Raw genomic sequence first — 24,354 nt, forward strand, 5'->3', positions numbered from 1 at the left:
AGATTACCGGGCATCAGCAAGCTCTAAAGCCGCTTCCTCTTGCTGGGCATCTTTTCGCTGTTGTTCCAACTCCAGCGCGCCGCGGTGAGACAAGTAGCAGAACACGATACAGCAGACGATCCCCCCCATCAGTAGGTAAAATCCCCCGTGCCACCCCATTTTGTCGACCATCACACCAAACAGGCTGGTTCCTAGTGATGCACCAAAAATGTAGCTCATAAATCCGCGCAACCCTACGGCTGAACCGACGGCGAAGCTGGGGACGATTTCCATGGTCTGCACGGATGCCAGAAACTGAGGAACGTAAATCAGGCAACCGACAATGGCGGCGAAAATAGTTACCATCACCAGGGATTCACTTTTCCAGTAGCCGATCAGACAGACGAAGATCAGCGCCATACAAATCATTGCCAGCGGCATCCTGCGCCCCTTAAACAACTTGTCGGTAAGCCAACCGGCCAGCAATGTGGAAGGAATGGCCGCCCATTCAAAAAACAGAAATGCCACGCTCATTTGTTCTTTTGAGAAGTGTTTTTCGGTAAGCAAGTAAATCGGCAACCAGCTGATCATGCCAAAACGCACCATATAGACAAATACGTCCACCAGAGAGACATACCAGGCATTTTTATTACGCAGCACGTAGGTGCAAAAGATCTGGTAGGCGCTCATATTCTCCGGTGCCTGGGTGACCTGTCGGGCGTTGAGCACGACTTTTTCTTCCGGCATCATTTCTTCCAGCGGTGGTAAACCTTCTTTACGTGGCGAACCTTTACCCAGCATTAGAACAATAAAGGCAAATAACACGGCGATACAGGCGGGGACAATATAGCTGGCGCTTTGCCAGTGTTCGCTACCCAGAATGGCAAAAGCGGTGCCTACAATCGGGGCGACAATACCGCCGCCAACGTTGTGCGAGATATTCCAGAAGGCGCCAACGCGTCCACGTTCTTTACGTGGGAACCAGTTGGCAATAGTTATAAATGAGGGGCCAACGCCCATCCCCTGGAATAAACCGTTGAACACTACCAGTGTGGCAAATATCCAAAATCCGGTGCTGAAACCTAACCCGACGTTCACGATGGCGCACAAGACCAGACCGCATGCCATAAAGACTTTGGGGCTGGCCTTATCGGCCAGGCTGCTCATAATACCCTTACTGATCCCGTAGGCAATCAACATGCAACTGCTGAGCAGACCAATTTGGGTGGCACTGAGATCCAGATGTTCTTTCAGGTACGGCGTAGAGAGTGTGAAGTTATTACGTACAATATAGTACGCAAGATAGCCGAGAAATACGCTAAGTAGTGCCTGCATTCGGTATCGACCATATGTCGCCTGGACTTGCTCCGGCGGGACTTTATTTGCCGATGGCCCTGTCTTAAATATTGAAAGCATATCATCACCTAAATTTATATTGATGTGAATATCAGGAGTTTTCGTTGTGCAGGGTGAAATAAACGATGATGGAATTCAACTCGATGAAATGTGTCAGTATTGACTCAACTTAACCAAAGAATGACTAATTTTGACTCTTTTAAATTAACAGAGGTGTGTGTTTTTTATTTTTAGCGGGGATTTATAGCCAGCATGTGCGGATACTAACAATTTTAATCGGTAATTTAAGGTATTCTGTACCCATGCTTTCGCTTTCGGCTTGGTTATTTTTATAACCACCTTACCTTTCCCCTGAGTTGGGGTAAACGGGTAAGTTTTGTCTCAATATTATTTTTCGAACATGTTGGTATTTATGAACGGGATCACAAACAGGCTTTGCGACCAGGGGCGGATGATCATCCTGTCGCTTTGTTTTACGTTGCTGTCTACGGCCAGCCAGGCACAGGGTAAAGAGCTCGTCATGGCCACGACGTTCTCCCCAGGAGCGACGGCATGGATTATCCAGCAATGGCAAACCGAGCCAGGGTCGGTAATGATTCGTACGCTAAACCGCACCAGTGCCTCTCTGGAACAACTGCTCGATACAGCGAACGCGGACAATGTTGATCTGATTTTGACCTCCTCTCCCATGCTGTTGCAGCATTTGCAGGAACATCAGAAGCTGGCTCCGTTTGATAATGCGCTGCCTGAGAGTCAACGCCTGGTGCCGGAGTCCATCCGTTCTACGTCCGTGGCGGTGGCAATATCAGGTTTTGGCCTGTTGATTAACCGTTCTGCGCTGGCGGCGCGGCATTTACCGGCTCCGACTGACTGGGGGGATTTAACGCACCCCCGGTATCAGGGCGCGCTGTTGATGAGTAGCCCGTCACGTTCGGATACCAACCATTTGATGGTGGAATCACTGCTGCAGCAAAAAGGGTGGGAACAAGGATGGGCGACGCTGCTGGCGAGTGCCGGCAATCTGGTGACGATTTCCTCGCGCAGTTTCGGTGTTGCTGACAAAATTAAGAGTGGATTAGGCGTCGCCGGGCCGGTGATTGATAATTACGCCAACCTGCTGCTCAACGACCCGCACCTGGCGTTTAACTATTTTCCGCATTCCGCGGTGTCGCCAACTTATGTGGCGGTGTTGAACAATAGCCAGCATGCCGGTGAAGCCCGTCGTTTTATTCGCTATTTATTGAGTCCTCAAGGGCAGCGGATCCTTGCCGATGCGAATACCGGGAAATATCCGGTCACGCGGTTGCCCGCCAATAATCCGCGTGCTGCTCAGCAGGCCATACTGATGGACCAGCCACCACTAAATTATCGCCTGATCCTCAAGCGGCAGCAGCTGGTGCAGCGGATGTTTGATACCGCCATCAGTTTTCGTCTCGCGCAATTGAAGGATGCCTGGCGAGCGCTGTATAGCGCCGAAGCGCGGCTAAAACGGCCTCTCCCTGAAATACGAGCGTTATTGACCAGCGTCCCGATAGACGCCAGCAGTAGTGAAGATGAGGCCTGGCTTGCGCAATTTGAGAATAAAAGCGTTGCTGAACAGCAGATGATGGAATGGCAGCTATGGTTTCTCAATAACCAGCGCCAGGCTATCGCCAAACTGGAAGAATTAAAATGAAGGGCGGGTCGTTACTGCAACGTCTTCGTCAGCTTAGCATTAGCAGCAGTCTGCGCGGGGCCTTCCTGACAGGGGCGTTGCTGACGTTAAGTGTGAGTTGCGTCAGTCTGTATTCCTGGCATGAGCAGAGCTCGCAGATCCGTTATTCGCTGGATGACTACTTCCCGCGCGTCCATTCCGCTTTTTTAATTGAAGGCAATCTCAACCTGGTGGTGGATCAGCTCAATGAGTTCCTGTTGGCTCCCAATACCACGGTAAGACTGCAACTGCGCAACCAGATAATCCAGCATCTGGATAAGATTGAGACGTTAAGTCGTGGATTGCAGCCCGCGGAACAGCAGCAACTGGCGGTCATTTTGCAAGACAGCCGTACCCTGATGACGGAGCTGGACAGGGTGCTCTACAACATGTTTCTGGTACGAGAAAAAGTAAGTGAATTGTCTGCGCGCATAGATTGGCTGCATGATGATTTTACGACCGAGTTGAACTCACTGGTGCAGGATTTTACCTGGCAACAGGGAACTCTGCTGGATCAAATTGAGGCCAAAAATGGTGATGCGGCGCAATACCTGAAACGTGCCCGGGAAGTGCAAAACGAACAGCAGCAGGTTTACACACTGGCGAGAATTGAGAATCAAATCGTCGACGATCTGCGTGACAGGCTGAACGAGCTGAAGTCCGGTAGCGATGACGGTATGTTGGTGGAGACCCACATTCGTTATCTGGCAAATTTGAAAACAACGGCGGATGAAAATATCCGTACGCTGGATGACTGGCCCAGTACCATAACGTTGCGCCAAACTATTGATGAGTTGCTGGAAATTGGCATGATGAAAAATAAAATGCCCGACACAATGCGCGACTACGTGGCGGCGCAAAAGGCCCTCGTTGATGCTAATCGCGCCAGAGAAGCGACGCTTGGGCGCTTTCGTACCTTGCTTGAGGCGCAACTGGGCAGCAGTCATCAGCAAATGCAGATGTTTAATCAGCGCCTGGAGCAGATTGTTCGCGTCAGTGGTGGACTGATTCTGCTGGCGACTTTACTGGCGCTGCTTCTCGCCTGGACGCTCAACCACTACTTTATCCGCTCCCGACTGGTGAAGCGTTTTACCGCACTGAATCAGGCCGTGGTGCAGATCGGTCTCGGTAGAACGGATGCAACTATCCCGGTGTATGGTCGCGATGAGTTAGGGCGCATCGCGGGCTTGCTACGCCATACGCTGGGGCAGCTTAATACGCAAAAAAATCAGCTTGAGCAGGAAGTGGCTGAGCGTAAAGAGATTGAGTCCGATCTTCGTGCCACGCAGGATGAGCTGATTCAGACGGCGAAACTGGCGGTGGTCGGCCAGACCATGACCACTCTGGCGCATGAAATAAACCAACCGCTGAACGCGCTATCGATGTACTTGTTTACGGCGGGAAGGGCCATTGAACAGGGACAACCAGCGCAGGCAAGAAGCACTTTAACCAAAGCGCAAGGGCTGATTACCCGCATTGATGCCATTATTCGCTCGCTGCGCCAGTTTGCGCGTCGGGCCGAGCCGGGGGCGCCGTTGCATCCGGTTGATTTGCGGCAAACTTTTAGTGCGGCTTGGGAACTGTTAGCCATGCGTCATAAGCCACAGCAGGGCAGGCTAACGCTCCCGCCGGAGACCGTATGGGTACTCGGTGATGAGGTGAGGATCCAGCAGGTATTGGTTAATGTGCTGGCAAACGCGCTCGACGCCTGTCCGGCTACGGCTGAAATTGAGGTGAGCTGGCGGGCTCAGGGCAAAACGCTGTGCGTATTGATCGCTGATAACGGACCCGGTTGGCCTCAGGCGTTGTTACCGTCGCTATTGAAGCCATTTACGACCAGTAAGGATGTGGGTCTCGGCATTGGTTTGTCGATTTGTGTATCGTTAATGACGCAAATGAACGGTGAGTTACGCCTGGCGTCAACGCTGGAGCGCAATGCCTGCGTAGTCCTGCAATTCAACCTGACGGATGTAAATGATGTTGAGTGATGAATGTTCTGTTCTGCTGATTGATGACGATGCCGATGTGCTCGATGCTTACACGTTATTGTTGGAGCAGGCAGGATATCGCGTCCTGGCCTGTAACAATCCGTTTGACGCCAGAAATCTGATGCCTGCCGACTGGCTAGGGATCGTATTAAGCGATGTATGTATGCCAGGCTGTTCGGGGATCGATCTGATGACTCTGTTTCATCAGGATGATAATCAACTGCCGATCCTGCTGATCACCGGGCACGGCGATGTCCCGATGGCGGTGGATGCAGTGAAGAAAGGCGCATGGGACTTTCTGCAAAAGCCGGTCGATCCTGGCAAGCTGCTGGCGCAGGTTGAGGATGCCCTGCGTCAGAGGCAGTCCGTAATTGCGCGTCGTCATTACTGCCAGCAGAAATTACAGGTTGAACTGGTCGGATACAGTGACTGGGCAACGCAATTCCGCCAGCGACTACAGCAACTGGCAGAAACGGATATCGCCGTCTGGTTTTATGGTGAACCCGGAACAGGACGCATGACGGGCGCGCGGTATCTGCATCAGCTTGGGCGCAATGTCCACGGGCCATTTATACGTGCAGACCTGACATCCGGAAATGCGGTTCAGCTCAACGCGCTCATTGATCAGGCTCAAGGTGGAACGCTGGTACTGAGTCATATTGAATGCCTGACGCGCGAGCAGCAGCACCATCTGGTGCAGTTGCAAAGTCAAGAGCGGCGTCCTTTTCGCTTGATTGGGATCGGGGAGACGTCCTTGGTGGAGTTGGCGGCAACCCACCAGATTGTTGCAGAACTCTATTATTGCTTTGCCATGACGCAAATCGCCTGCCAACCGCTGTCTCTGCGCCCGGACGACATTGAGCCGTTATTTCATCACTACCTGCATAAAGCCTGTCTGCGGTTAAACCATCCCGTGCCTGAAGTCGACGGGGAATTGCTAAAAGGCATGCGGCGACGAGTATGGTTGAGCAATGTACGGGAACTGGCAAATGCCGCAGAGTTGTTTGCCGTCGGGTTACTCCCGTTGGCTGAAACTGCCAACCCGCAGATGCATATGCCCGAGCCGACCCCGCTGGATCGTCGGGTAGAAGAGTATGAACGACAAATCATCACGGAAGCGCTCAATATCCATCAGGGGCGGATTAATGAGGTGGCAGAGTATCTGCAAATTCCGCGTAAGAAGCTGTATCTGAGAATGCGAAAATACGGGCTGAGTAAAGAGCACTATAAGTTCTAGCGCTCATCGAAATATTCGAACAGAGGCCAGAAAATCATCTGGCCATATCTCTTACCACATCAAATCATCAGGTACGACAAAGTCAGCGTACGGGTCATCTTCGTCCTTATCTTCCTGGCTCAGTTCGCAATTTAAGACAATGTAGCTGGCGTCACGCTGCGCGATCTTATCGGCAACCACCGCCGGGATGATGGCGTATTCGCTCTCGCGATCACTTTCAGCGGCCAGACGCGCAATGGCAAGACGCCCCTTGATTAACTGAGTCTGGGTAACTTTATCAACGTAGATTTTTTTAATCAGATTGTTGTCGGTAAAGTTATAACCAATATCGCCTCTTGAAATGGTGATTTTATTCATTTCAATCAGCTGCTTAATCTGAGCTTTGTATTCTTTCGACAGGGCTGCTTGCTTTTGCTGCTCGCTGAGTTGCTTATCACGCTCAACCTGTGCTTTTTTATTTTCTTCAACCGCCTCTCTGGCCTCACGCGCCTGAACGCGCGACTTTTTCGCCGTTCTTTGCACCTTCGCCATTTTTTTACTGGTGACTAAGCCAGCTTTAAGCATCTGCTCTTGTAGGGTGAGTTTTGTCATGTTCGTTTCTAAATCCAGTAAAAAGAGTTCTCAGGATTATACCCTTAACGTCCGGGGGGATGCCAGATTGCGGGGAGTTGCAAAGCGTCGGGGATAAAATGGCAGGCTATGGTGTCCCCTGCAGGAATCGAACCTGCAACTAGCCCTTAGGAGGGGCTCGTTATATCCATTTAACTAAGGGGACGAAGCGGCACGAGTATAGCGTTTTTTACCTGCAACGGTAAGTCTGTGTCTGCCTGACTGCTCAAACAGTCGCCATTCAGGATTGTTTCTTCTGGTTTTTCTGCTCTTTTTGTTCCCGCTCAGCCTCTAATCGGGCCTCTTCTTTGCGTTTATTGCTCATATCATTGCGAATTTGCGCATGGCTCATCAACGCGAAGATAAATGTCCCACCGCAAATATTCCCGGCAAGTGTTGGAAGCGCGAACGGCCAGAAGAAGTCGCTCCAGTGCAGCGTGCCGTTAAAGACCAGGTAGAGAATCTCAACCGAGCCGACGACGATGTGCGTGGTATCACCCAACGCAATAAGCCAGGTCATCAGAACAATGACGACAATTTTTGCCGCGCCCGCTGCGGGAAACATCCACACCATGGTGGCGATCAGCCAACCGGAAATAATCGCGTTGGAAAACATCTCCGTCGGGCTATTTTTCATAACGTCCATCCCAATTTTGACAAAGGCGTCGCGAGTTTCTTCATCAAAAATTGGCATATATTCAAACGCCCATGCCGCAATGCCGGTGCCGATAATGTTACCCAGCAAGACCACGCTCCACAGACGCATCAGTAAACCAAAATTGCCGAGGGTTGGATTTTGCATGACCGGCAGGACAGCGGTTACGGTGTTTTCGGTAAAGAGCTGTTGGCGGGCCATGATAACGATGATAAACCCGAAGGTATAACCGAGGTTTTCCAGTAAGAACCCGCCGGGAATGCCCTCAAGCTGTACGTGAAAAATGCCCTTTGCCAGTAAAGAGGCTCCCATCGATAGCCCAGCGGCGATAGCTGACCACAGCAGCGCCATCGCATCGCGCTCCATCTCTTTTTCCCCGTCCTGGCGAATATGTTCGTGAATCGCCATGGCACGGGAAGGAAGTCGGTCCTCGTCGACTTCTATCTTTTTACCCTGCAACTTCTCTTCACTTTCTACTTCGAGTTCGTTGCTGTGTTGATCAATTTTTTCTTTTTCGATGTCATTCATTTTTGAGTCCTGAATAAGCACGTATTGCTAAAGCGTAGCGGTTTTTATCCAGGAACTGGCGGGAGAAACTCTGAAATCGCAAAAATGGTAACGTTTGTATTTATCGGATTCGGTAAAATAGAAACACCGCGAGGTCTACCTTACCAGGCTATGATCAAATCAGTAAGTTAGGGTATATAGACATCGTTTGACGTGCTGTTACAATCGCTCACATCTAAACTGGCGGATACCTTATTGTTCCGTCATGGATGGCAATCAGCGATAGCCATAATACACAGGGAGACACTTATGAAGCTTCGCCTGTCGGCGCTTGCGCTGGGAACCACACTTTTGGTGGGGTGTGCGAGCTCCGGTACAGAACAGCAGGGGCGCTCGGATCCGTTTGAAGGGTTCAACCGCACCATGTACAACTTCAACTTTAATGTGCTGGATCCGTATGTTGTTCGACCGGTGGCTGTAGCCTGGCGTGATTATGTTCCGCAGCCGGCCAGAAACGGTTTGAGCAACTTTACGGGCAACCTCGAAGAGCCGGCCGTAATGGTCAACTATTTCCTGCAGGGCGATCCTTATCAGGGGATGGTGCATTTCACCCGTTTCTTCCTGAACACCTTGCTAGGTATGGGCGGCTTTATCGATGTTGCGGGCATGGCGAATCCAAAACTGCAGCGCGTTGAACCACATCGTTTCGGCAGTACGTTAGGTCACTATGATGTAGGTTACGGTCCGTATATGCAGCTTCCGTTCTACGGCAGCTTCACGGTACGTGATGACGGTGGTGATATGGTGGATACGCTGTATCCGGTTCTGTCGTGGCTGACCTGGCCGTTGTCGGTCGGTAAATGGACCATTGAAGGGATTGAAACCCGCGCGCAACTGCTCGACTCCGACGGTCTGCTGCGTCAATCTTCCGATCCGTACATTATGGTGCGTGAAGCTTACTTCCAGCGTCATGACTTCATCGCGAACGGCGGGAAACTCAAACCAGAAGAAAACCCGAACGCGCAAGCTATTCAGGATGATTTAAAGGATATCGATTCCGAATAAGGAAGAGGTACAAATAAAAAGGTGAGCTAAAAAGCTCACCTTTTTTACGCCTGAAGAAAATCAGAATGCGTAGTTAAAGTTGGTACCGAACAGCCAGGCTTTACCTTCAGATTCGAAGGTATATGGACCTTCTTTGATGGTCACGTTCTGCCCGTGCATATAAGAAGCACCGATGTCGATAGACGCATCTTCATTGAACGCGTAGGTCGTACCCGCGCTCAGCCACAGGCGGTCCTGGTCTGGAATGGAGATGGAGCGTTTATCCGCAGGAACCGGGCTATCGTCGTAGGCGATACCAGTACGGAACGTCCAGTTTTTATCCATGTAGTAGGTCGTACCCAGCGCGAGGCGGTAAGAGTCCCGGAAGCCTTCTTCTTTATAGAACAATGTTTGTCCGTTGGTGCCCGTTGCTTTCAACTCCTGGAACTGACTCCAGCTGGTGTAAGCGATGCTGTAGTGAACGGCCCATTGCGGTGCTACGCGGTTATAGCCAGACAGTTCCCACATTTCCGGCAGGTTAAGCGTCAATGCGCCCGGAACGGTCGTGTTGGTTGTACCCCATGGGAACGTCACGCCAGCACCCGGTAAGCCGTTGGCCTGGCTTCTGATGCCGCTCTTATAATCACCGTCGAAATCGATTTTAACTTCTGAACGATAGGTTAAGCCCCAGCGGTTATCTTTATCCAGCTCATACAAAATACCCGCGTTCCAACCGTAACCCCATTCATCACCTTCCATGCTTGCAATTTTAGGGCTGACCTTCGGTAATGCTGCGGTCATTTCACCGGAATAACGTTCAATTTTGGCGTCAGCATAAACGGCGTTAAAACCAAGGCCGAAGCTCCAGCTATCATTCAGGCGATAGGCGCCGCTGAGGTTAAGGTTGACCGTTTTAAGGTCGGTCTTGCCGCCGTATTCACCGACAATGTAGCTGTCGTTAAATTCGGTCGCCAGACCATAGTTAGAGGTGACAGACGCGCCCCAGCCAAACTGCTCGTTAATAGGCATCACGAAGTGCGCATTCGGAACCCATGCCGTCGGGGCGATGTTGTCCGCATTGGTGCTGCGCCCGGTGTATGGCGATTTACCGGAGATATTAACGTCTGGATCGATATACACCGCACCTGCTGAGAAAGTAGGGCGATCGAACATCATGATCAGTGCCGGGTTGCGGCTGGCGTTACCTGCGTCGTCTGCGATAGCGCCTTCACCCGAATATGCCCGGCCAAGGCCAGAGGAAGAAAATTCGTTTAACTGAAAGCCTGCAGACCAGGCCTGTGTGGAAATAATTGCCACTGCGACTGCGAGAGCAGACTTTGTAAACAGGGTTTTCTGGCTCATGACCATAACCTCATCGATTTATTTTTATACAAACAATGTTACATGCCGTAACAGGAGCGCGAAGTGTAGGGTCTGAGGTACCACATAGAAATCAGACCAGTGGCGAGAGTATAGGTCCGACCAGATGGAATGTTGCAAGTATGTTTATAAGTTTTTTCAAATATGATCTTAAAAACGCGATCCAGCTGGCAAAATTGCGGGGATGCGCACTCACCTGTTCGGGCGATTTTTGTTTTGGATCATTTTTAAGTGTGATTTCGGTCGCTTATCGCATTTCGCACAATTAACGACTGGAGAGGAGGATAATGGGAGCGTAAAATATCCCCAACGTTTATCTGGCACCCTTGGTGCGAATACAGAGGAAATCTACAATGAGTAAATGCAGTGCTGATGAAACCCCGGTTTGCTGCTGTATGGATGTTGGTACCATCATGGACAACACCGATTGCACCGCGTCATACAGCCGTGTGTTCGCGACTCGCGCACAGGCAGAAGAAACGCTGGCTGCTCTCACCGAGAAGGCGCGTGGCGTAGAATCTGAGCCTTGCCAAATCACCCCGACCTTTACTGAAGAAGCTGAGGGTGTTCGTCTGGATATCGATTTTGTTTTCGCCTGTGAAGCCGAAACCCTGATCTTCCAGCTGGGTCTGCGTTAATCCCTTCTTTCAGTGCCCTTGCCACCTTCTGACAAGGGCATTTTCGTAACAATCAGTGATTATTCACTGTGCCATAGCTCCCACTTTCATTTCTCTCCACTTGGCTAAATGTAAAAAATTGGTTAAGACTGTGATCAGGTCAGACCACTTATTTTATTTTTTAACAGGGGAGTGTTATGAGTCAGGCTTTACCGCTGGTTACCCGTCAGGGCGATCGCATCGCCATTGTGAGCGGATTGCGTACACCTTTTGCCCGTCAGGCAACCGCGTTTCATGGCATTCCCGCCGTTGATTTGGGAAAAATGGTCGTCGGTGAGTTGCTGGCGCGCAGTGAAATTCCTGCCGATGCCATTGAACAACTGGTTTTTGGCCAGGTTGTGCAAATGCCGGAAGCGCCCAATATCGCCCGTGAAATTGTGCTGGGCACCGGGATGAACGTACATACCGATGCTTACAGCGTGAGCAGAGCCTGCGCCACCAGTTTTCAGGCGGTGGCGAATGTCGCGGAAAGCCTGATGGCAGGAACCATCCGTGCGGGTATTGCTGGCGGGGCTGACTCCTCTTCCGTGCTGCCAATTGGCGTCAGCAAAAAGTTGGCGCGGGTGTTGGTGGACGTCAATAAAGCCCGCACCACCGGTCAGCGGCTGAAGCTTTTTTCCCGACTGCGTTTGCGCGACCTGGTGCCGGTCCCACCTGCAGTTGCTGAGTATTCCACCGGCTTACGTATGGGGGATACGGCAGAGCAAATGGCGAAAACCTACGGCATCACGCGTGAGCAGCAGGATGCTCTGGCGTACCGTTCGCATCAGCGAGCCGCTCAGGCCTGGGCCGAAGGCAAACTGGCAGACGAGGTGATGACCACCTATGCTCCGCCGTTTAAAGATCCCTTCTCAGAAGATAACAATATTCGCGGAAACTCTACGCTGGCGGATTACGCCAAACTGCGCCCGGCGTTTGACCGTAAACATGGCACCGTCACGGCGGCAAACAGTACACCGTTGACCGACGGCGCTGCTGCGGTGATTTTGATGACGGAGTCCCGGGCGAAAGAGCTGGGACTGGTGCCGCTGGGCTATCTACGCAGTTTTGCGTTTACTGCCATCGACGTCTGGCAGGATATGCTGCTGGGCCCGGCGTGGTCGACGCCGCTGGCTCTGGAGCGCGCGGGCCTGACTCTGGCCGATCTCACGCTGATTGATATGCATGAAGCCTTTGCCGCGCAGACGCTGGCGAATATTCAACTGCTTGGCAGCGAACGTTTTGCTCGTGACGTTCTGGGTAGGGCACATGCCACTGGCGAAGTGGATGACAGCAAATTTAACGTGCTGGGCGGTTCAATTGCCTACGGACACCCTTTCGCCGCGACCGGCGCGCGCATGATCACCCAAACGCTGCATGAATTACGGCGTCGTGGTGGTGGGTTTGGTTTGGTCACCGCGTGTGCGGCGGGTGGTCTGGGTGCGGCAATGGTTCTGGAGGCGGAATAATGGAAATGGCATCGGCTTTTACGCTACACGTGCGTCTGGATAACGTGGCGGTGGTCTCCATTAATGTGCCCGGAGAGAAAATGAATACCCTGAAAGCAGAGTTTGCTTCTCAGGTGCGGGCTATTTTGAAACAAATTCGCGATAACAAAGATCTGCGTGGCGTGGTGTTTATTTCGGCGAAGCCGGATAATTTCATCGCCGGGGCGGATATCAATATGATCGGCAACTGCCGCAGTGCGCAGGAAGCCGAAACCCTGGCTCGTCAGGGGCAACAGATGATGGCGGAAATTAATGCGTTGCCGATCCCGGTTATCGCTGCCATTCACGGTGCCTGTCTGGGCGGCGGTCTGGAGATGGCGCTGGCGTGTCATAGCCGTATTTGTACTGATGACGTTAAAACCGTGCTGGGTCTGCCGGAAGTACAGCTTGGTCTGTTACCCGGCTCTGGCGGCACGCAGCGGTTGCCCCGTCTGATTGGCGTTAGCACTGCGCTGGACATGATCCTGACCGGCAAACAATTACGCGCTAAACAGGCGCTGAAAGTGGGGTTGGTGGACGAGGTTGTGCCGCAGACCATTTTGCTGGAAGCAGCGGTGGAACTGGCTAAAAAGGAGAGTTCGGTACACCATAGCCTGCCGGTACGGGAACGCATTCTGGCCGGACCGCTGGGGCGGGCGTTGCTGTTCCGTATGGTCGGTAAAAAGACCGCACAGAAAACGCAAGGAAATTACCCCGCAACCCATCGTATTCTTGAGGTGATCGAGACTGGTCTGGCGCAGGGCAGCAGCAGCGGCTATGACGCCGAAGCCCGCGCGTTTGGTGAGCTGGCGATGACGCCGCAGTCTCAGGCTCTGCGTAACGTCTTTTTTGCAAACACCGACGTGAAAAAAGATCCCGGTAGCGAGGTACAACCCGGTCCGCTAAACAGCGTCGGGGTTCTGGGCGGGGGGCTGATGGGCGGGGGGATTGCCTACGTGACGGCCTGCAAAGGCGGCTTGCCGGTGCGTATCAAAGATATCAATGCTAAGGGAATCAACCACGCGCTGAAATACAGTTGGGATCAGCTTGAAACAAAAGTTCGCCGCCGCCATCTCAAAGCCGGCGAGCGTGACAAACAGCTGGCGCTGATTTCAGGCACCACCGATTTTCGCGGTTTTGCGCATCGAGATCTGGTAATTGAGGCGGTGTTTGAAGATCTGGCGTTGAAACAACAGATGGTGGCAGATGTTGAGCACAATTGTGCGCCTCATACCATTTTTGCCTCCAACACCTCATCTCTACCCATTGGCGACATTGCGGCCAATGCGGCGCGACCTGAGCAGGTCATTGGTTTGCACTTCTTTAGTCCGGTAGAAAAAATGCCGCTAGTGGAAGTTATTCCTCATACAACTACGTCTGAACGCACTATTGCCACCACGGTTAAACTGGCGAAAAAACAGGGGAAAACGCCGATTGTGGTGCAGGATAAGGCCGGGTTCTATGTAAATCGCATTCTTGCTCCGTACATCAACGAAGCTATCCGCTTATTGACCGAGGGCGAGCGCGTTGAGCAGATTGATGCTGCGCTGGTAAAGTTTGGTTTTCCGGTAGGGCCAATCCAACTTTTGGATGAGGTCGGAATTGATACAGGCACTAAAATTATACCTGTACTGGAAGCCGCTTACGGTGAACGTTTTAGCGCACCTGCAAATGTTGTTGCTTCAATTTTGAATGATGATCGCAAAGGTAGAAAAAATGGTCGGGGTTTCTATCTTTATGGTGCGAAAGGGCGTAAAAGCAAAAAACAGGTCGACCCTGCAATTTATACGCTTATTGGCGTCCAGGGGCAGAGCAAACTCAGTGGCCCGCAGATTGCAGAGCGGTGTGTCATGTTAATGCTCAACGAAGCGGCACGCTGTTTCGATGAGAAGATTATCCGCAGCGCACGCGATGGTGACATCGGCGCTGTGTTTGGTATTGGTTTTCCGCCATTCCTCGGCGGCCCGTTCCGGTATATGGACTCCCTCGGGGCGGGTGAAGTGGTTGCGGTTCTGCAACGACTGACTACACAGTATGGTTCCCGGTTTACGCCGTGTGAACCGTTACTGCAGATGGCGGAACGCGGAGAGAGTTTCTGGAAGCACGGGGAAACTGACCTGAATTCATGAGGTCAAAGGTAAGATGAATCCGCACCGAATGTACGAGTTAAGCTCAAAATGTAAACAGAGATTGACTATACTTACGCCATTAAGGTAAAAAACAGCGTTTCATTCGGTGAATGGATAAGGCACAATGCCGGCCACCACACATTTACCCTCGCCAATAGGGGCGTTGGCTAAAGGTGTTGGTGTTTCTGGTTAACAAAAGCGGTGCAATATGCAAGTTTTTATCATGCGTCACGGCGACGCGGCCCTCGATGCCGCCAGTGATTCGGTTCGTCCCTTAACCTCCTGCGGTTGTGACGAATCTCGCCTGATGGCGAACTGGCTGAAAGGTCAAAAAGTGGATATCGAACGTGTTCTGGTGAGCCCGTTCCTGCGAGCCGAACAAACGTTGGATGTGGTCGGGGAATGTATGAACCTGCCAACCGGTGTGGATGTTTTGCCGGAGCTGACTCCCTGCGGCGATGTCGGTCTGGTCAGCGCCTATTTACAGGCACTGGCCAATGAAGGTGTCGCTACGGCGCTGGTCATTTCTCACCTGCCTTTGGTGGGATATCTGGTGTCCGAGCTGTGTCCGGGTGAAACGCCGCCGATGTTTACCACATCTGCGATTGCCAGCGTCACGCTTGATGAGAGCGGAAAGGGCGTTTTCAACTGGCAGATGAGCCCGTGTAATCTGAAGATGGCGAAAGCGATATAGTCGTTTCGTTGGCCGGATCAAGCGCGAGCGCAGCCATCCGGTAAAACGTCTTTGACATGAGCCTGCAATAAAAAGAGCCGCAACTGCGGCTCTTTCTGTTTTCCGTTCTCAGGGAAGTTCGGGCGGTAACCACTCTTCCACTTCAATCAGTACCAGCAGCGCGGCGTCGCCGCCGTACTCTTTAGGCGCCTGATGAAAAGCCATCACGTGCGGATGTTGCGCCAGCCAAAGCGGCGTTTGCTGTTTCAGAACGTGCTTTCCGTGGCCGTGCATGACGCAGGCGCAGAAGACGTGTTCACGACGACAGGCGGCAATCAGCGCCCCGAGTTCCTGTTTAGCCTGCTGTTGCGTCAGCCCGTGTAAATCAAGAAACAGTTCCGGGGAGTAGTCACCACGGCGCATTTTCTTCAGTTCAAAGTGGCTGACGTCGGCCCGCAGATATCTGACCGGACCCTCTGTATTCAACAGCGGCTGAAACTCATCAGAGAAATAGTGGCTGGCATCAGCCTGTTCCTGCAACAGCCTTTTAACCGGCACCTCGGTGATTTTTTTACGCGGCGGTCGATGGACAATCGTGTCCTGCTTAATTTGACGAGTGCCGGTCATCAACTGGCGAAACAGCGTCTGATCCTCCTCGCTGAGCGATGTTTTCTTTTTCATTTGAGCGTCTCATCTTTTATTTTCCGTTAGTTTAACCCGACTCGATGGGCATCCGATCGCTTAAAACGCAATTTTCGCGCTCAGGCTCGGCGTGAATGCTGATTTATCGCCGTCTTCGTGGCAAACTAGCCGCCGAATTTAATACGAGCATGCCCTGGAGGAATACGTGGATAAAATTTTCGTTGATGAAGCAGTGAGTGAACTGCATACCATTCAGGACATGTTGCGTTGGGCGGTCAGCCGTTTTAGCGCGGCGAATATCTGGTATGGTCACGGGACGGATAACCCATGGGATGAGGCGGTACAACTGGTGCTGCCGTCACTCTACCTGCCGCTGGATATTCCTGAAGATATGCGCACTGCGCGCCTGACCTCCAGCGAACGCCACCGTATTGTTGAGCGCGTAATTCGCCGCGTTAACGAGCGTATCCCGGTTGCCTACCTGACCAACAAAGCCTGGTTCTGCGGTCACGAATTCTATGTTGATGAACGCGTGCTGGTGCCGCGCTCACCGATTGCCGAGCTGATCAATAATCGCTTTGCCGGTCTTATCAGCGAGCAGCCGCAGCACATTCTCGATATGTGTACCGGCAGCGGCTGTATTGCTATTGCCTGCGCGTATGCCTTCCCGGAAGCCGAAGTGGACGCGGTGGATATTTCCACTGACGCCCTGGCGGTGACCGAGCACAATATTGAAGAGCATGGTCTGATCAATCACGTGACGCCGATCCGCTCCGATCTGTTCCGTGACCTGCTGAAAGTACAGTATGACCTGATTGTGACCAACCCGCCGTATGTGGATGCGGAAGATATGTCCGATCTGCCGAATGAGTATCGCCACGAACCTGAGCTGGGCCTGGCGTCCGGAAGTGATGGGCTGAAGCTGACCCGTCGCATTCTTGGCAATGCGCCGGACTACCTGTCAGACAACGGTATTCTGATTTGTGAAGTCGGTAACAGCATGGTACATCTGATGGAACAATATCCGGACGTGCCGTTTACGTGGCTGGAATTCGACAACGGCGGTGATGGCGTATTCATGCTGACCAAAGCGCAGCTGATTGCCGCTCGCGAACATTTCAGCATCTATAAAGATTAACGACACGCGCACACACAACAACGATAACGGAGCGGTGATGGCAGGAAACACAATTGGACAACTCTTTCGCGTAACGACCTTCGGTGAATCACACGGGCTGGCGCTCGGCTGTATCGTTGATGGTGTTCCGCCGGGTATTCCGCTGACAGAAGCTGATCTGCAGCACGATCTCGACAGACGTCGTCCGGGAACCTCGCGTTACACCACGCAGCGTCGCGAGCCGGATCAGGTGAAAATCCTTTCCGGCGTGTTTGACGGCGTCACCACCGGCACCAGTATTGGCCTGTTGATTGAAAATACCGATCAGCGTTCGCAGGATTACGGCGCCATTAAGGATGTTTTTCGTCCAGGCCATGCCGACTACACCTACGAGCAGAAATACGGCGTGCGTGACTACCGTGGCGGCGGGCGTTCGTCCGCGCGCGAAACGGCAATGCGCGTGGCGGCCGGGGCGATTGCCAAAAAATACCTGGCGGAAAAATTCGGCGTCGAAATCCGCGGATGCCTGACCCAAATGGGCAATATACCGCTGGAAATTAAAGACTGGTCTCAGGTCGAACAAAACCCGTTCTTTTGCCCGGATCCGGACAAAATCACCGCGCTGGATGAACTGATGCGTGCACTCAAGAAAGAGGGTGACTCCATCGGTGCAAAAGTGACCGTGGTTGCAAGCGGTGTACCGGCCGGTCTCGGCGAACCTGTTTTTGACCGTCTGGATGCTGACATCGCCCATGCGTTGATGAGCATTAATGCGGTGAAAGGCGTGGAGATTGGCGACGGCTTCGACGTTGTTGCGTTGCGCGGTAGTCAGAACCGTGATGAAATCACCAAAGAGGGTTTCCAGAGTAACCATGCTGGCGGCATTCTGGGGGGCATCAGCAGCGGGCAACAAATTGTTGCACATATGGCGCTGAAACCGACTTCCAGTATTACCGTTCCCGGGCGCACTATTAACCGCTTTGGCGAAGAAGTCGAGATGATAACCAAAGGACGTCACGATCCGTGCGTTGGGATCCGCGCGGTGCCGATCGCAGAAGCCATGCTGGCGATTGTGCTGATGGATCACCTGCTGCGTCAGCGGGCGCAGAATGCGGATGTAAAGACTGACATTCCACGCTGGTAAGAAATGAAAAAAACGGCACTTGCGGCGCTGGCACTGTTTGCCAGTTCGGCCTGCCTGGCGGCGACGCCCTGGCAGAAAATTACCCACCCGGTGGCAGGTAGCGCGCAGTCTATCGGCGCGTTTTCCAATGGCTGCATTGTGGGGGCAGATACGCTGCCCGTACAGTCCGAACACTATCAGGTGATGCGCACCGATCAACGTCGCTATTTTGGTCATCCTGACCTGGTGACGTTCATCCAGCGTCTGAGTACCCAGGCCAATAATCTGGGACTGGGGACGGTGTTAATCGGCGATATGGGTATGCCGGCCGGTGGACGTTTCAACGGCGGACACGCCAGCCACCAGACGGGGCTGGATGTCGATATTTTCCTGCAACTGCCAAAGACGCGCTGGACGCAGTCGCAACTGCTGCGACCACAGGCGCTGGATCTGGTCGCTCAGGATGGCAAACGTGTCGTACCGTCACTGTGGAAGCCGGAGATTTTCAGTCTGATCAGGCTGGCGGCAAAAGATAATGATGTAACGCGTATTTTCGTGAATCCGGCAATTAAACAGCAACTTTGTCTGGATGCAGGGAGCGACAGGGACTGGTTACGTAAAGTGCGGCCATGGTTCCAACACCGTGCACATATGCATGTCCGGTTACGTTGTCCTGCCGACAGTCTTGAGTGCGAAGATCAACCGTTACCTCCACCGGGTGATGGCTGTGGCGCGGAGCTGCAAAGCTGGTTCGAACCTCCTAAACCGGGAACCACTAAGCCTGAGAAGAAGACACCGCCTCCGTTGCCGCCTTCCTGCCAGGCGCTACTGGATGAGCATGTACTTTAATGGATAATTTTGCCGATCTGTTTATGGTGTCTCCGCTGCTGTTGGGCGTTCTTTTTTTTGTGGCCATTCTGGCGGGATTTATTGATTCCCTGGCGGGTGGCGGCGGCTTACTCACCATTCCTGCGCTGATGGCAGCAGGCATGCCGCCAGCTCAGGCGCTGGCAACGAATAAACTGCAAGCCTGCGGTGGGTCCATCTCCGCTTCGCTCTATTTTATCCGCCGTGGCGTGGTGAACCTGGCCGACCAGAAGCTTAATATCGCCATGACCTTCATCGGCTCAATGAGCGGCGCGCTGCTTGTCCAGCATGTGCAGTCGGACATTTTGCGCCAGATCCTGCCGATTCTGGTTATCTGTATCGGTCTCTACTTTCTGTTAATGCCTAAGCTGGGTGAAGAAGACCGACAGCGTCGGCTGTACGGCCTGCCTTTTGCGCTGGTCGCCGGGGGCTGCGTCGGTTTTTACGATGGCTTTTTTGGCCCGGCAGCCGGATCGTTTTACGCGCTGGCCTTTGTCATGCTGTGCGGTTACAACCTGGCGAAATCCACGGCGCACGCCAAAGTCTTGAATGCCACCTCGAATATCGGCGGGCTGCTGCTGTTCGCGCTGGGTGGCAAAGTGATTTGGGCCACCGGTTTTGTGATGCTCATCGGCCAATTTATTGGCGCACGAATGGGGTCGAGACTGGTCCTCAGCAAAGGACAAAAACTGATTCGGCCAATGATCGTCATTGTCTCCGCAGTGATGAGCGCCAAGCTACTTTATGATAATCATGGACAGGAGATTCTCCACTGGCTGGGGATGAACTAATGAATACGACCCATCACTATGAACAGTTAATTGATATTTTTAACGGCTGCTTTGCCGATGAATTTAATACCCGTCTGATTAAAGGCGATGACGAACCGATCTACCTTCCTGCAGATACAGAATTGCCGTATCACCGGATCGTTTTTGCCCATGGCTACTACGCCAGTGCACTACATGAAATTTCACACTGGTGCATTGCCGGTAAAGCGCGCCGTGAACTGGTCGACTTTGGTTACTGGTACTGCCCGGACGGGCGTGACGCTAAAACACAATGTCAGTTTGAAGACGTGGAAGTGAAGCCCCAGGCATTTGACTGGCTGTTCTGCATGGCGGCGGGCTATCCGTTTAACGTTAGCTGCGACAACCTGGAAGGGGACTTTGAACCGGATCGCGTGGTGTTCCAGCGGCGTGTTCATGCTCAGGTGATGGCGTATCTGGAAAACGGCATTCCTGAACGTCCGGCGCGTTTTATTCGTGCGTTACAGAATTATTATCACACGCCTGAACTTAAGGCGGAACAATTCCCGTGGCCCGAAGCGCTCAACTGAAGCGGCTGCCACGTTTACAATGAGGAAAGAAGATGATCGCGGAGTTTGAATCACGCATTCTGGTACTAATCGACGATATGGTAGAACACGCCAGCGATGATGAGCTGTTTGCCAGTGGGTACTTGCGTGGACACTTGACGCTGGCTGTGGCAGAACTGGACGGCGGCGACGACCATTCCGCTGAGGCACTGTACGCCAATGTTACCAGCAGCCTGGAAAAAGCCATCAGCGCGGGCGAACTTTCGCCGCGTGACCAGGCGTTAGTAAAAGAGATGTGGGACACGTTGTTCCAGAAGGCGACACAACAATAATTGCCTTGCGGGCCGGATGCCGTTAACGACTCATGCGGCCCGCAATGATGACCTCAGGATTTTACCGCTTTTCCCTTCACTAATTTTCTCACCCATAAACGGTTCGGATTTAACGCGGCAAGGGTTTCTGCATCCATTGGGATGGGTTCATTACTCATTTGCGCGGCCAGGATCTCTGCACACAGCGGGGCGGAACACAGTCCGCGCGAGCCCAGCGCGCCCAGCAAAAAGACGTCACGGTAAACCGGTGCGCGCGCAGCGGTCTCTTTGTGTTCTGACAGATTGGCGTACTGACTGAGCGTTGCCTCATAGTCCGGCACATTGCCGACCATCGGTAAGTGATCGCGGGTGGCGCAGCGAACGCCACAGCGTGCCGATTGCCCACTGACATCCACCTCTTTTACCCATGCGGTATGCGGGAAGCAGTCGAGTAAACGCTGGCGGTTTTGCTGCTGATCCTCCTCGCGATACGTTGTCTCTTCCTCACCACGACGATAGCTCGCACCGATGCAATGATGCTGATTGGCCGGATTTTGCGGCGTGAGGTAGCCGTCGTAACACAACACCTGATGTAGGACCGACAGTGCAGGCGTGGTGGGGATATGGCTCACCTGACCGCCGACAGAATAAACCGGTAACGGTTGGGTCTGATCAAAGCGATTTATGCGATGACCATTCGCCAGCACCACTACCTCGTGTTCGACGGTTTCGCCAGTGGCAAACTGAAGCTGCCAGCTGTTTTCCTGCTGTACAAGTGATGCCAGTGTATGTTGGTAATGGGTGCGTAATCCCAGCCTCGTGGCGTAATCCAGTACGGCGGCGGTGAGCTGCGCTGGACACAGCCATCCTCCGCCAGGATACTGAATCCCGCCGCAGTTGGTTGCGACGCCGGTTGTTTGCAGAACCTGCTCAGCATCAACGGCCAGCGCGAGGTCGTCGGGTAAGGCAAGCGACAGCATTTGGGTAATTTTCTGTTGGCTTTTTTCATCCCAACCAAGTTGCGTTACGCCGCACCAGTCGTGGGCAAAATCCACCGGCAGGGCGTCATACAGACGTCGGGCAAAGGTAAATGCGGTGGGGAAAAAGAGATTAATGGCGGCGTCATGTTTACTGAGTAAAGGGTAAAGTGCGCCCTGACGATTACCGGATGCGCCCTGTGCAGGATTATCGTCAGCGCAATACAGCGTTACCTGCCAGCCACGACGTAAAAGAGCCAGCGACAGCAGTGCGCTGGCAATACCGCCCCCGATAATAGCCGCTTCCCGTTTTTCCGTGCTGGCGCGTGAGAACCACGGTGCGGGTGACGGGAACGTGAGGTGTTGTTCCATCACGCCGCACAGCATTTCACGTTTGCGCCCAAAGCCTTTGCATTTCTGCATTGTAAAACCGGCGTCCTGCAAGCCCCGCCGGACAAAACCTGCGGAGGTGAAGGTTGCCAGCGTGCCGCCCGGACGGGCCAGCCGGGCCATGGCGTTAAACAGCGTTGGCGTCCACATATCGGGATTTTTTGCCGGAGCGAAACCGTCAAGGAACCAGGCGTCGACCTGCTGGTTCAGGGATTCATCCAACTTACTGGTGAGGTCGTTAATATCGCCGAACCACAAATCCAGCGTAACCCGACCTTCATCCAACAGCAGTCGATGACAACCTGCTAACGGTAGCGGCCACTGAGCCTGTAATGGCTCAGCCCACGGAGCCAGTTCCGGCCAATGCTGATGGGCCAACTTCAGGTCGTCACGCGTCAGCGGAAATTTTTCAAAACTGATGAAATGTAATCTTTTCAGGGTTGCGTCAGGGTGCGCAGTGCGAAAAGTCGTAAATGCCTGCCAGAGGGTGAGGAAGTTTAGCCCAGTGCCAAAACCACTTTCCGCCACTATGAATAACTGGCGTGAATGGGTGGGAAATCGGTCCGCGAGATGATTGCCGCCGAGAAAGACATAACGCGTCTCTTCCAGCCCGTTATCGTTAGAAAAATAGACATCGTCAAAATCTCGGGAAACAGGTGTACCCTCAGCGTTGAATTCGAGGTTGGCAGGTTGTATCGCGTATTGTTTCACGTAAGTTACTCGTCTGGCTTGCTGTGTCTCGATCTTAACGATGAGTGCCTGAGTGCGCAAATTTCCACATAAAATGGCTGATCGGACTTGTTCGGCGTACAAGTGTACGCTATTGTGCCACTCGAAACTTTAAAATAGTGCGACTTACAGAGGTATTGAATGAAACGTGCAGTGATTACTGGCTTGGGCATCGTTTCCAGCATCGGTAATAACCAGCAGGAAGTCCTGGCATCTCTGCGTGAAGGACGTTCAGGGATCACTTTCTCTCAGGAGCTGAAGGACTCCGGCATGCGTAGCCACGTTTGGGGCAACGTAAAACTGGATACCACTGGACTCATTGACCGTAAAGTTGTGCGCTTTATGAGCGACGCATCCATCTATGCATTCCTTTCTATGGAGCAGGCAGTGGCTGACGCCGGCCTCTCTGCAGAAGTTTACCAGAATAACCCGCGCGTTGGCCTGATTGCAGGTTCCGGCGGCGGCTCCCCACGTTTTCAGGTGTTCGGCGCTGACGCAATGCGTAGCCCGCGTGGCCTGAAAGCGGTTGGCCCGTATGTGGTCACAAAAGCGATGGGCTCAGGTGTGTCTGCCTGCCTCGCAACCCCGTTTAAAATCCACGGTGTGAACTACTCCATCAGCTCCGCCTGTGCGACATCTTCGCACTGTATCGGTAATGCGGTTGAGCAGATTCAGTTGGGCAAACAGGATATCGTTTTTGCTGGCGGCGGCGAAGAGCTGTGCTGGGAAATGGCCTGTGAGTTCGACGCCATGGGCGCACTGTCTACCAAATATAACGACTGCCCGGAAAAAGCATCCCGTACTTATGATGCGAACCGTGACGGTTTCGTTATCGCAGGCGGCGGCGGTATGGTTGTGGTTGAAGAGCTGGAACACGCTCTGGCACGTGGCGCGCATATCTATGCTGAAATCGTTGGCTACGGCGCAACGTCCGATGGCGCAGACATGGTGGCTCCATCAGGTGAAGGCGCAGTGCGTTGCATGCAGATGGCGATGAACGGCGTAGATACGCCAATCGACTACCTGAACTCCCACGGTACCTCTACTCCGGTAGGCGACGTGAAAGAACTGGGCGCTATCCGTGAAGTCTTCGGCGACAACAGCCCGGCGATCTCCGCAACCAAAGCGATGACTGGTCACTCTCTGGGCGCGGCTGGCGTGCAGGAAGCTATCTACTCCCTGCTGATGCTGGAACACGGCTTTATCGCACCAAGCATCAACATCGAAGAGATGGACGAGCAGGCGGCGGGTCTGAACATCGTGACCGAACCGACTGAAAAAGCGCTGACGACCGTTATGTCCAACAGCTTCGGTTTTGGCGGCACGAATGCCACGCTGGTTATGCGTAAGCTGAAAGCGTAAGAGATCAGAACAGGCCGGATTTGTTATCCGGTCCATGCTATACAGTAAGGGGAGCCGCCTGGCTCCCCTTTTTTATATCGTTGACAATTAATCTGGTTTACAGGCAGACTCCAGGTTCAACATTA

21 protein-coding genes and 1 tRNA gene are annotated in these 24,354 nt (G+C 53.0%); 15 read left to right on the top strand and 7 right to left on the bottom strand.

All coding sequences use genetic code 11. From position 1 onward, the window contains the following. Positions 1 to 3: 3 nt before the first annotated feature. Positions 4 to 1,395 carry a phosphoglycerate transporter PgtP gene (gene pgtP / locus FDX01_RS11225; protein WP_115257854.1) on the bottom strand — a complete coding sequence of 464 codons (1,392 nt, stop codon included), beginning with the start codon at positions 1,393 to 1,395 and terminating at the stop codon, positions 4 to 6. A 391-nt stretch (positions 1,396 to 1,786) separates the two neighbouring features. Here pgtP and pgtC point away from each other — a divergent pair, with 391 nt between their 5' ends. From pgtC to pgtA, 3 genes are read left to right on the top strand one after another with little or no spacing between them, the layout of a single operon-like run. Beyond that, complete coding sequence (gene pgtC, locus FDX01_RS11230) at positions 1,787 to 3,010, top strand: phosphoglycerate transport regulator PgtC (RefSeq protein ID WP_137399850.1); 1,224 nt, start codon at positions 1,787 to 1,789, stop codon at positions 3,008 to 3,010. After that, positions 3,007 to 5,016 (top strand): two-component system sensor histidine kinase PgtB, encoded by a 2,010-nt coding sequence (gene pgtB, locus FDX01_RS11235; protein WP_137399784.1) that lies wholly within the window; start codon positions 3,007 to 3,009, stop codon positions 5,014 to 5,016. The genes pgtC and pgtB overlap by 4 nt, the downstream gene beginning before the upstream one ends. Beyond that, complete coding sequence (gene pgtA / locus FDX01_RS11240; protein ID WP_137399851.1) at positions 5,006 to 6,253, top strand: two-component system response regulator PgtA; 1,248 nt, start codon at positions 5,006 to 5,008, stop codon at positions 6,251 to 6,253. Before pgtB ends, pgtA begins: the two co-directional genes overlap by 11 nt. A 51-nt stretch (positions 6,254 to 6,304) precedes the next feature. Here pgtA and FDX01_RS11245 read toward each other — a convergent pair whose 3' ends face one another. The 3 genes from FDX01_RS11245 to FDX01_RS11255 all read right to left on the bottom strand — a co-directional run bounded on the left by FDX01_RS11245 (position 6,305) and on the right by FDX01_RS11255 (position 8,045). After that, on the bottom strand, positions 6,305 to 6,844 hold the full coding sequence (locus FDX01_RS11245) for a DUF2058 domain-containing protein (RefSeq protein ID WP_096756304.1): 540 nt from the start codon (positions 6,842 to 6,844) through the stop codon (positions 6,305 to 6,307). 109 nt (positions 6,845 to 6,953) lie between these two features. Next, positions 6,954 to 7,028: transfer RNA gene (locus tag FDX01_RS11250), tRNA-Arg, on the bottom strand. A gap of 75 nt (positions 7,029 to 7,103) precedes the next feature. Further along, positions 7,104 to 8,045, bottom strand: a complete 942-nt coding sequence (locus FDX01_RS11255) for a formate/nitrite transporter family protein (RefSeq protein ID WP_137399785.1) — start codon at positions 8,043 to 8,045, stop codon at positions 7,104 to 7,106. A gap of 288 nt (positions 8,046 to 8,333) precedes the next feature. Between FDX01_RS11255 and mlaA the strand changes: the two genes are divergently transcribed. After that, positions 8,334 to 9,089 carry a phospholipid-binding lipoprotein MlaA gene (gene mlaA, locus FDX01_RS11260; protein ID WP_096756318.1) on the top strand — a complete coding sequence of 252 codons (756 nt, stop codon included), beginning with the start codon at positions 8,334 to 8,336 and terminating at the stop codon, positions 9,087 to 9,089. 60 nt (positions 9,090 to 9,149) lie between these two features. Here mlaA and fadL read toward each other — a convergent pair whose 3' ends face one another. Then, the gene (gene fadL / locus FDX01_RS11265; protein WP_115257883.1) at positions 9,150 to 10,430 is read right to left on the bottom strand and encodes a long-chain fatty acid transporter FadL; all 1,281 of its coding nucleotides are present in this window, start codon (positions 10,428 to 10,430) and stop codon (positions 9,150 to 9,152) included. A gap of 371 nt (positions 10,431 to 10,801) precedes the next feature. Between fadL and FDX01_RS11270 the strand changes: the two genes are divergently transcribed. The 4 genes from FDX01_RS11270 to sixA all read left to right on the top strand — a co-directional run bounded on the left by FDX01_RS11270 (position 10,802) and on the right by sixA (position 15,414). Continuing rightward, entirely contained in the window at positions 10,802 to 11,086 is a 285-nt protein-coding gene (locus tag FDX01_RS11270) for a YfcZ/YiiS family protein (RefSeq protein ID WP_115257884.1), read from the top strand. 176 nt (positions 11,087 to 11,262) lie between these two features. Next, positions 11,263 to 12,573 carry an acetyl-CoA C-acyltransferase FadI gene (gene fadI / locus FDX01_RS11275; RefSeq protein WP_137399786.1) on the top strand — a complete coding sequence of 437 codons (1,311 nt, stop codon included), beginning with the start codon at positions 11,263 to 11,265 and terminating at the stop codon, positions 12,571 to 12,573. Beyond that, on the top strand, positions 12,573 to 14,720 hold the full coding sequence (fadJ, locus tag FDX01_RS11280; protein WP_137399787.1) for a fatty acid oxidation complex subunit alpha FadJ: 2,148 nt from the start codon (positions 12,573 to 12,575) through the stop codon (positions 14,718 to 14,720). Before fadI ends, fadJ begins: the two co-directional genes overlap by 1 nt. A 208-nt stretch (positions 14,721 to 14,928) precedes the next feature. Beyond that, positions 14,929 to 15,414, top strand: a complete 486-nt coding sequence (gene sixA, locus FDX01_RS11285) for a phosphohistidine phosphatase SixA (RefSeq protein WP_096756324.1) — start codon at positions 14,929 to 14,931, stop codon at positions 15,412 to 15,414. A gap of 108 nt (positions 15,415 to 15,522) precedes the next feature. Here sixA and smrB read toward each other — a convergent pair whose 3' ends face one another. Further along, a complete protein-coding gene (gene smrB, locus FDX01_RS11290) occupies positions 15,523 to 16,074 on the bottom strand; it encodes an endonuclease SmrB (protein ID WP_096756325.1) in 552 nt (183 codons plus the stop codon). Between the two features lie 166 nt (positions 16,075 to 16,240). Between smrB and prmB the strand changes: the two genes are divergently transcribed. The 6 genes from prmB to FDX01_RS11320 are packed head-to-tail and all read left to right on the top strand — an operon-like array spanning position 16,241 to position 20,792. Beyond that, the gene (gene prmB / locus FDX01_RS11295; RefSeq protein WP_115257887.1) at positions 16,241 to 17,173 is read left to right on the top strand and encodes a 50S ribosomal protein L3 N(5)-glutamine methyltransferase; all 933 of its coding nucleotides are present in this window, start codon (positions 16,241 to 16,243) and stop codon (positions 17,171 to 17,173) included. 37 nt (positions 17,174 to 17,210) lie between these two features. Further along, on the top strand, positions 17,211 to 18,296 hold the full coding sequence (aroC, locus tag FDX01_RS11300; RefSeq protein WP_096756327.1) for a chorismate synthase: 1,086 nt from the start codon (positions 17,211 to 17,213) through the stop codon (positions 18,294 to 18,296). A gap of 3 nt (positions 18,297 to 18,299) precedes the next feature. Beyond that, on the top strand, positions 18,300 to 19,124 hold the full coding sequence (mepA, locus tag FDX01_RS11305; RefSeq protein ID WP_115257888.1) for a penicillin-insensitive murein endopeptidase: 825 nt from the start codon (positions 18,300 to 18,302) through the stop codon (positions 19,122 to 19,124). Continuing rightward, positions 19,124 to 19,933: a sulfite exporter TauE/SafE family protein gene (locus FDX01_RS11310; RefSeq protein WP_096756329.1), complete on the top strand. Its 810-nt coding sequence runs from the start codon at positions 19,124 to 19,126 to the stop codon at positions 19,931 to 19,933. Before mepA ends, FDX01_RS11310 begins: the two co-directional genes overlap by 1 nt. Beyond that, on the top strand, positions 19,933 to 20,481 hold the full coding sequence (locus FDX01_RS11315; protein ID WP_115257889.1) for an elongation factor P hydroxylase: 549 nt from the start codon (positions 19,933 to 19,935) through the stop codon (positions 20,479 to 20,481). Before FDX01_RS11310 ends, FDX01_RS11315 begins: the two co-directional genes overlap by 1 nt. Before the next feature lie 32 nt (positions 20,482 to 20,513). Next, positions 20,514 to 20,792, top strand: a complete 279-nt coding sequence (locus tag FDX01_RS11320) for a YfcL family protein (protein ID WP_096756331.1) — start codon at positions 20,514 to 20,516, stop codon at positions 20,790 to 20,792. A gap of 53 nt (positions 20,793 to 20,845) precedes the next feature. Here the strand turns inward: FDX01_RS11320 and mnmC are convergent, their stop codons facing one another. After that, positions 20,846 to 22,849: a bifunctional tRNA (5-methylaminomethyl-2-thiouridine)(34)-methyltransferase MnmD/FAD-dependent 5-carboxymethylaminomethyl-2-thiouridine(34) oxidoreductase MnmC gene (gene mnmC / locus FDX01_RS11325; RefSeq protein ID WP_137399788.1), complete on the bottom strand. Its 2,004-nt coding sequence runs from the start codon at positions 22,847 to 22,849 to the stop codon at positions 20,846 to 20,848. A 159-nt stretch (positions 22,850 to 23,008) separates the two neighbouring features. On the opposite strand from mnmC, the gene fabB reads away from it, so the two are divergent. Continuing rightward, on the top strand, positions 23,009 to 24,229 hold the full coding sequence (gene fabB / locus FDX01_RS11330; protein WP_096756333.1) for a beta-ketoacyl-ACP synthase I: 1,221 nt from the start codon (positions 23,009 to 23,011) through the stop codon (positions 24,227 to 24,229). Positions 24,230 to 24,354: the final 125 nt, after the last annotated feature.

The organism is Citrobacter sp. wls613 (genome assembly GCF_005281195.1).
GTDB lineage: Bacteria > Pseudomonadota > Gammaproteobacteria > Enterobacterales > Enterobacteriaceae > Citrobacter > Citrobacter gillenii.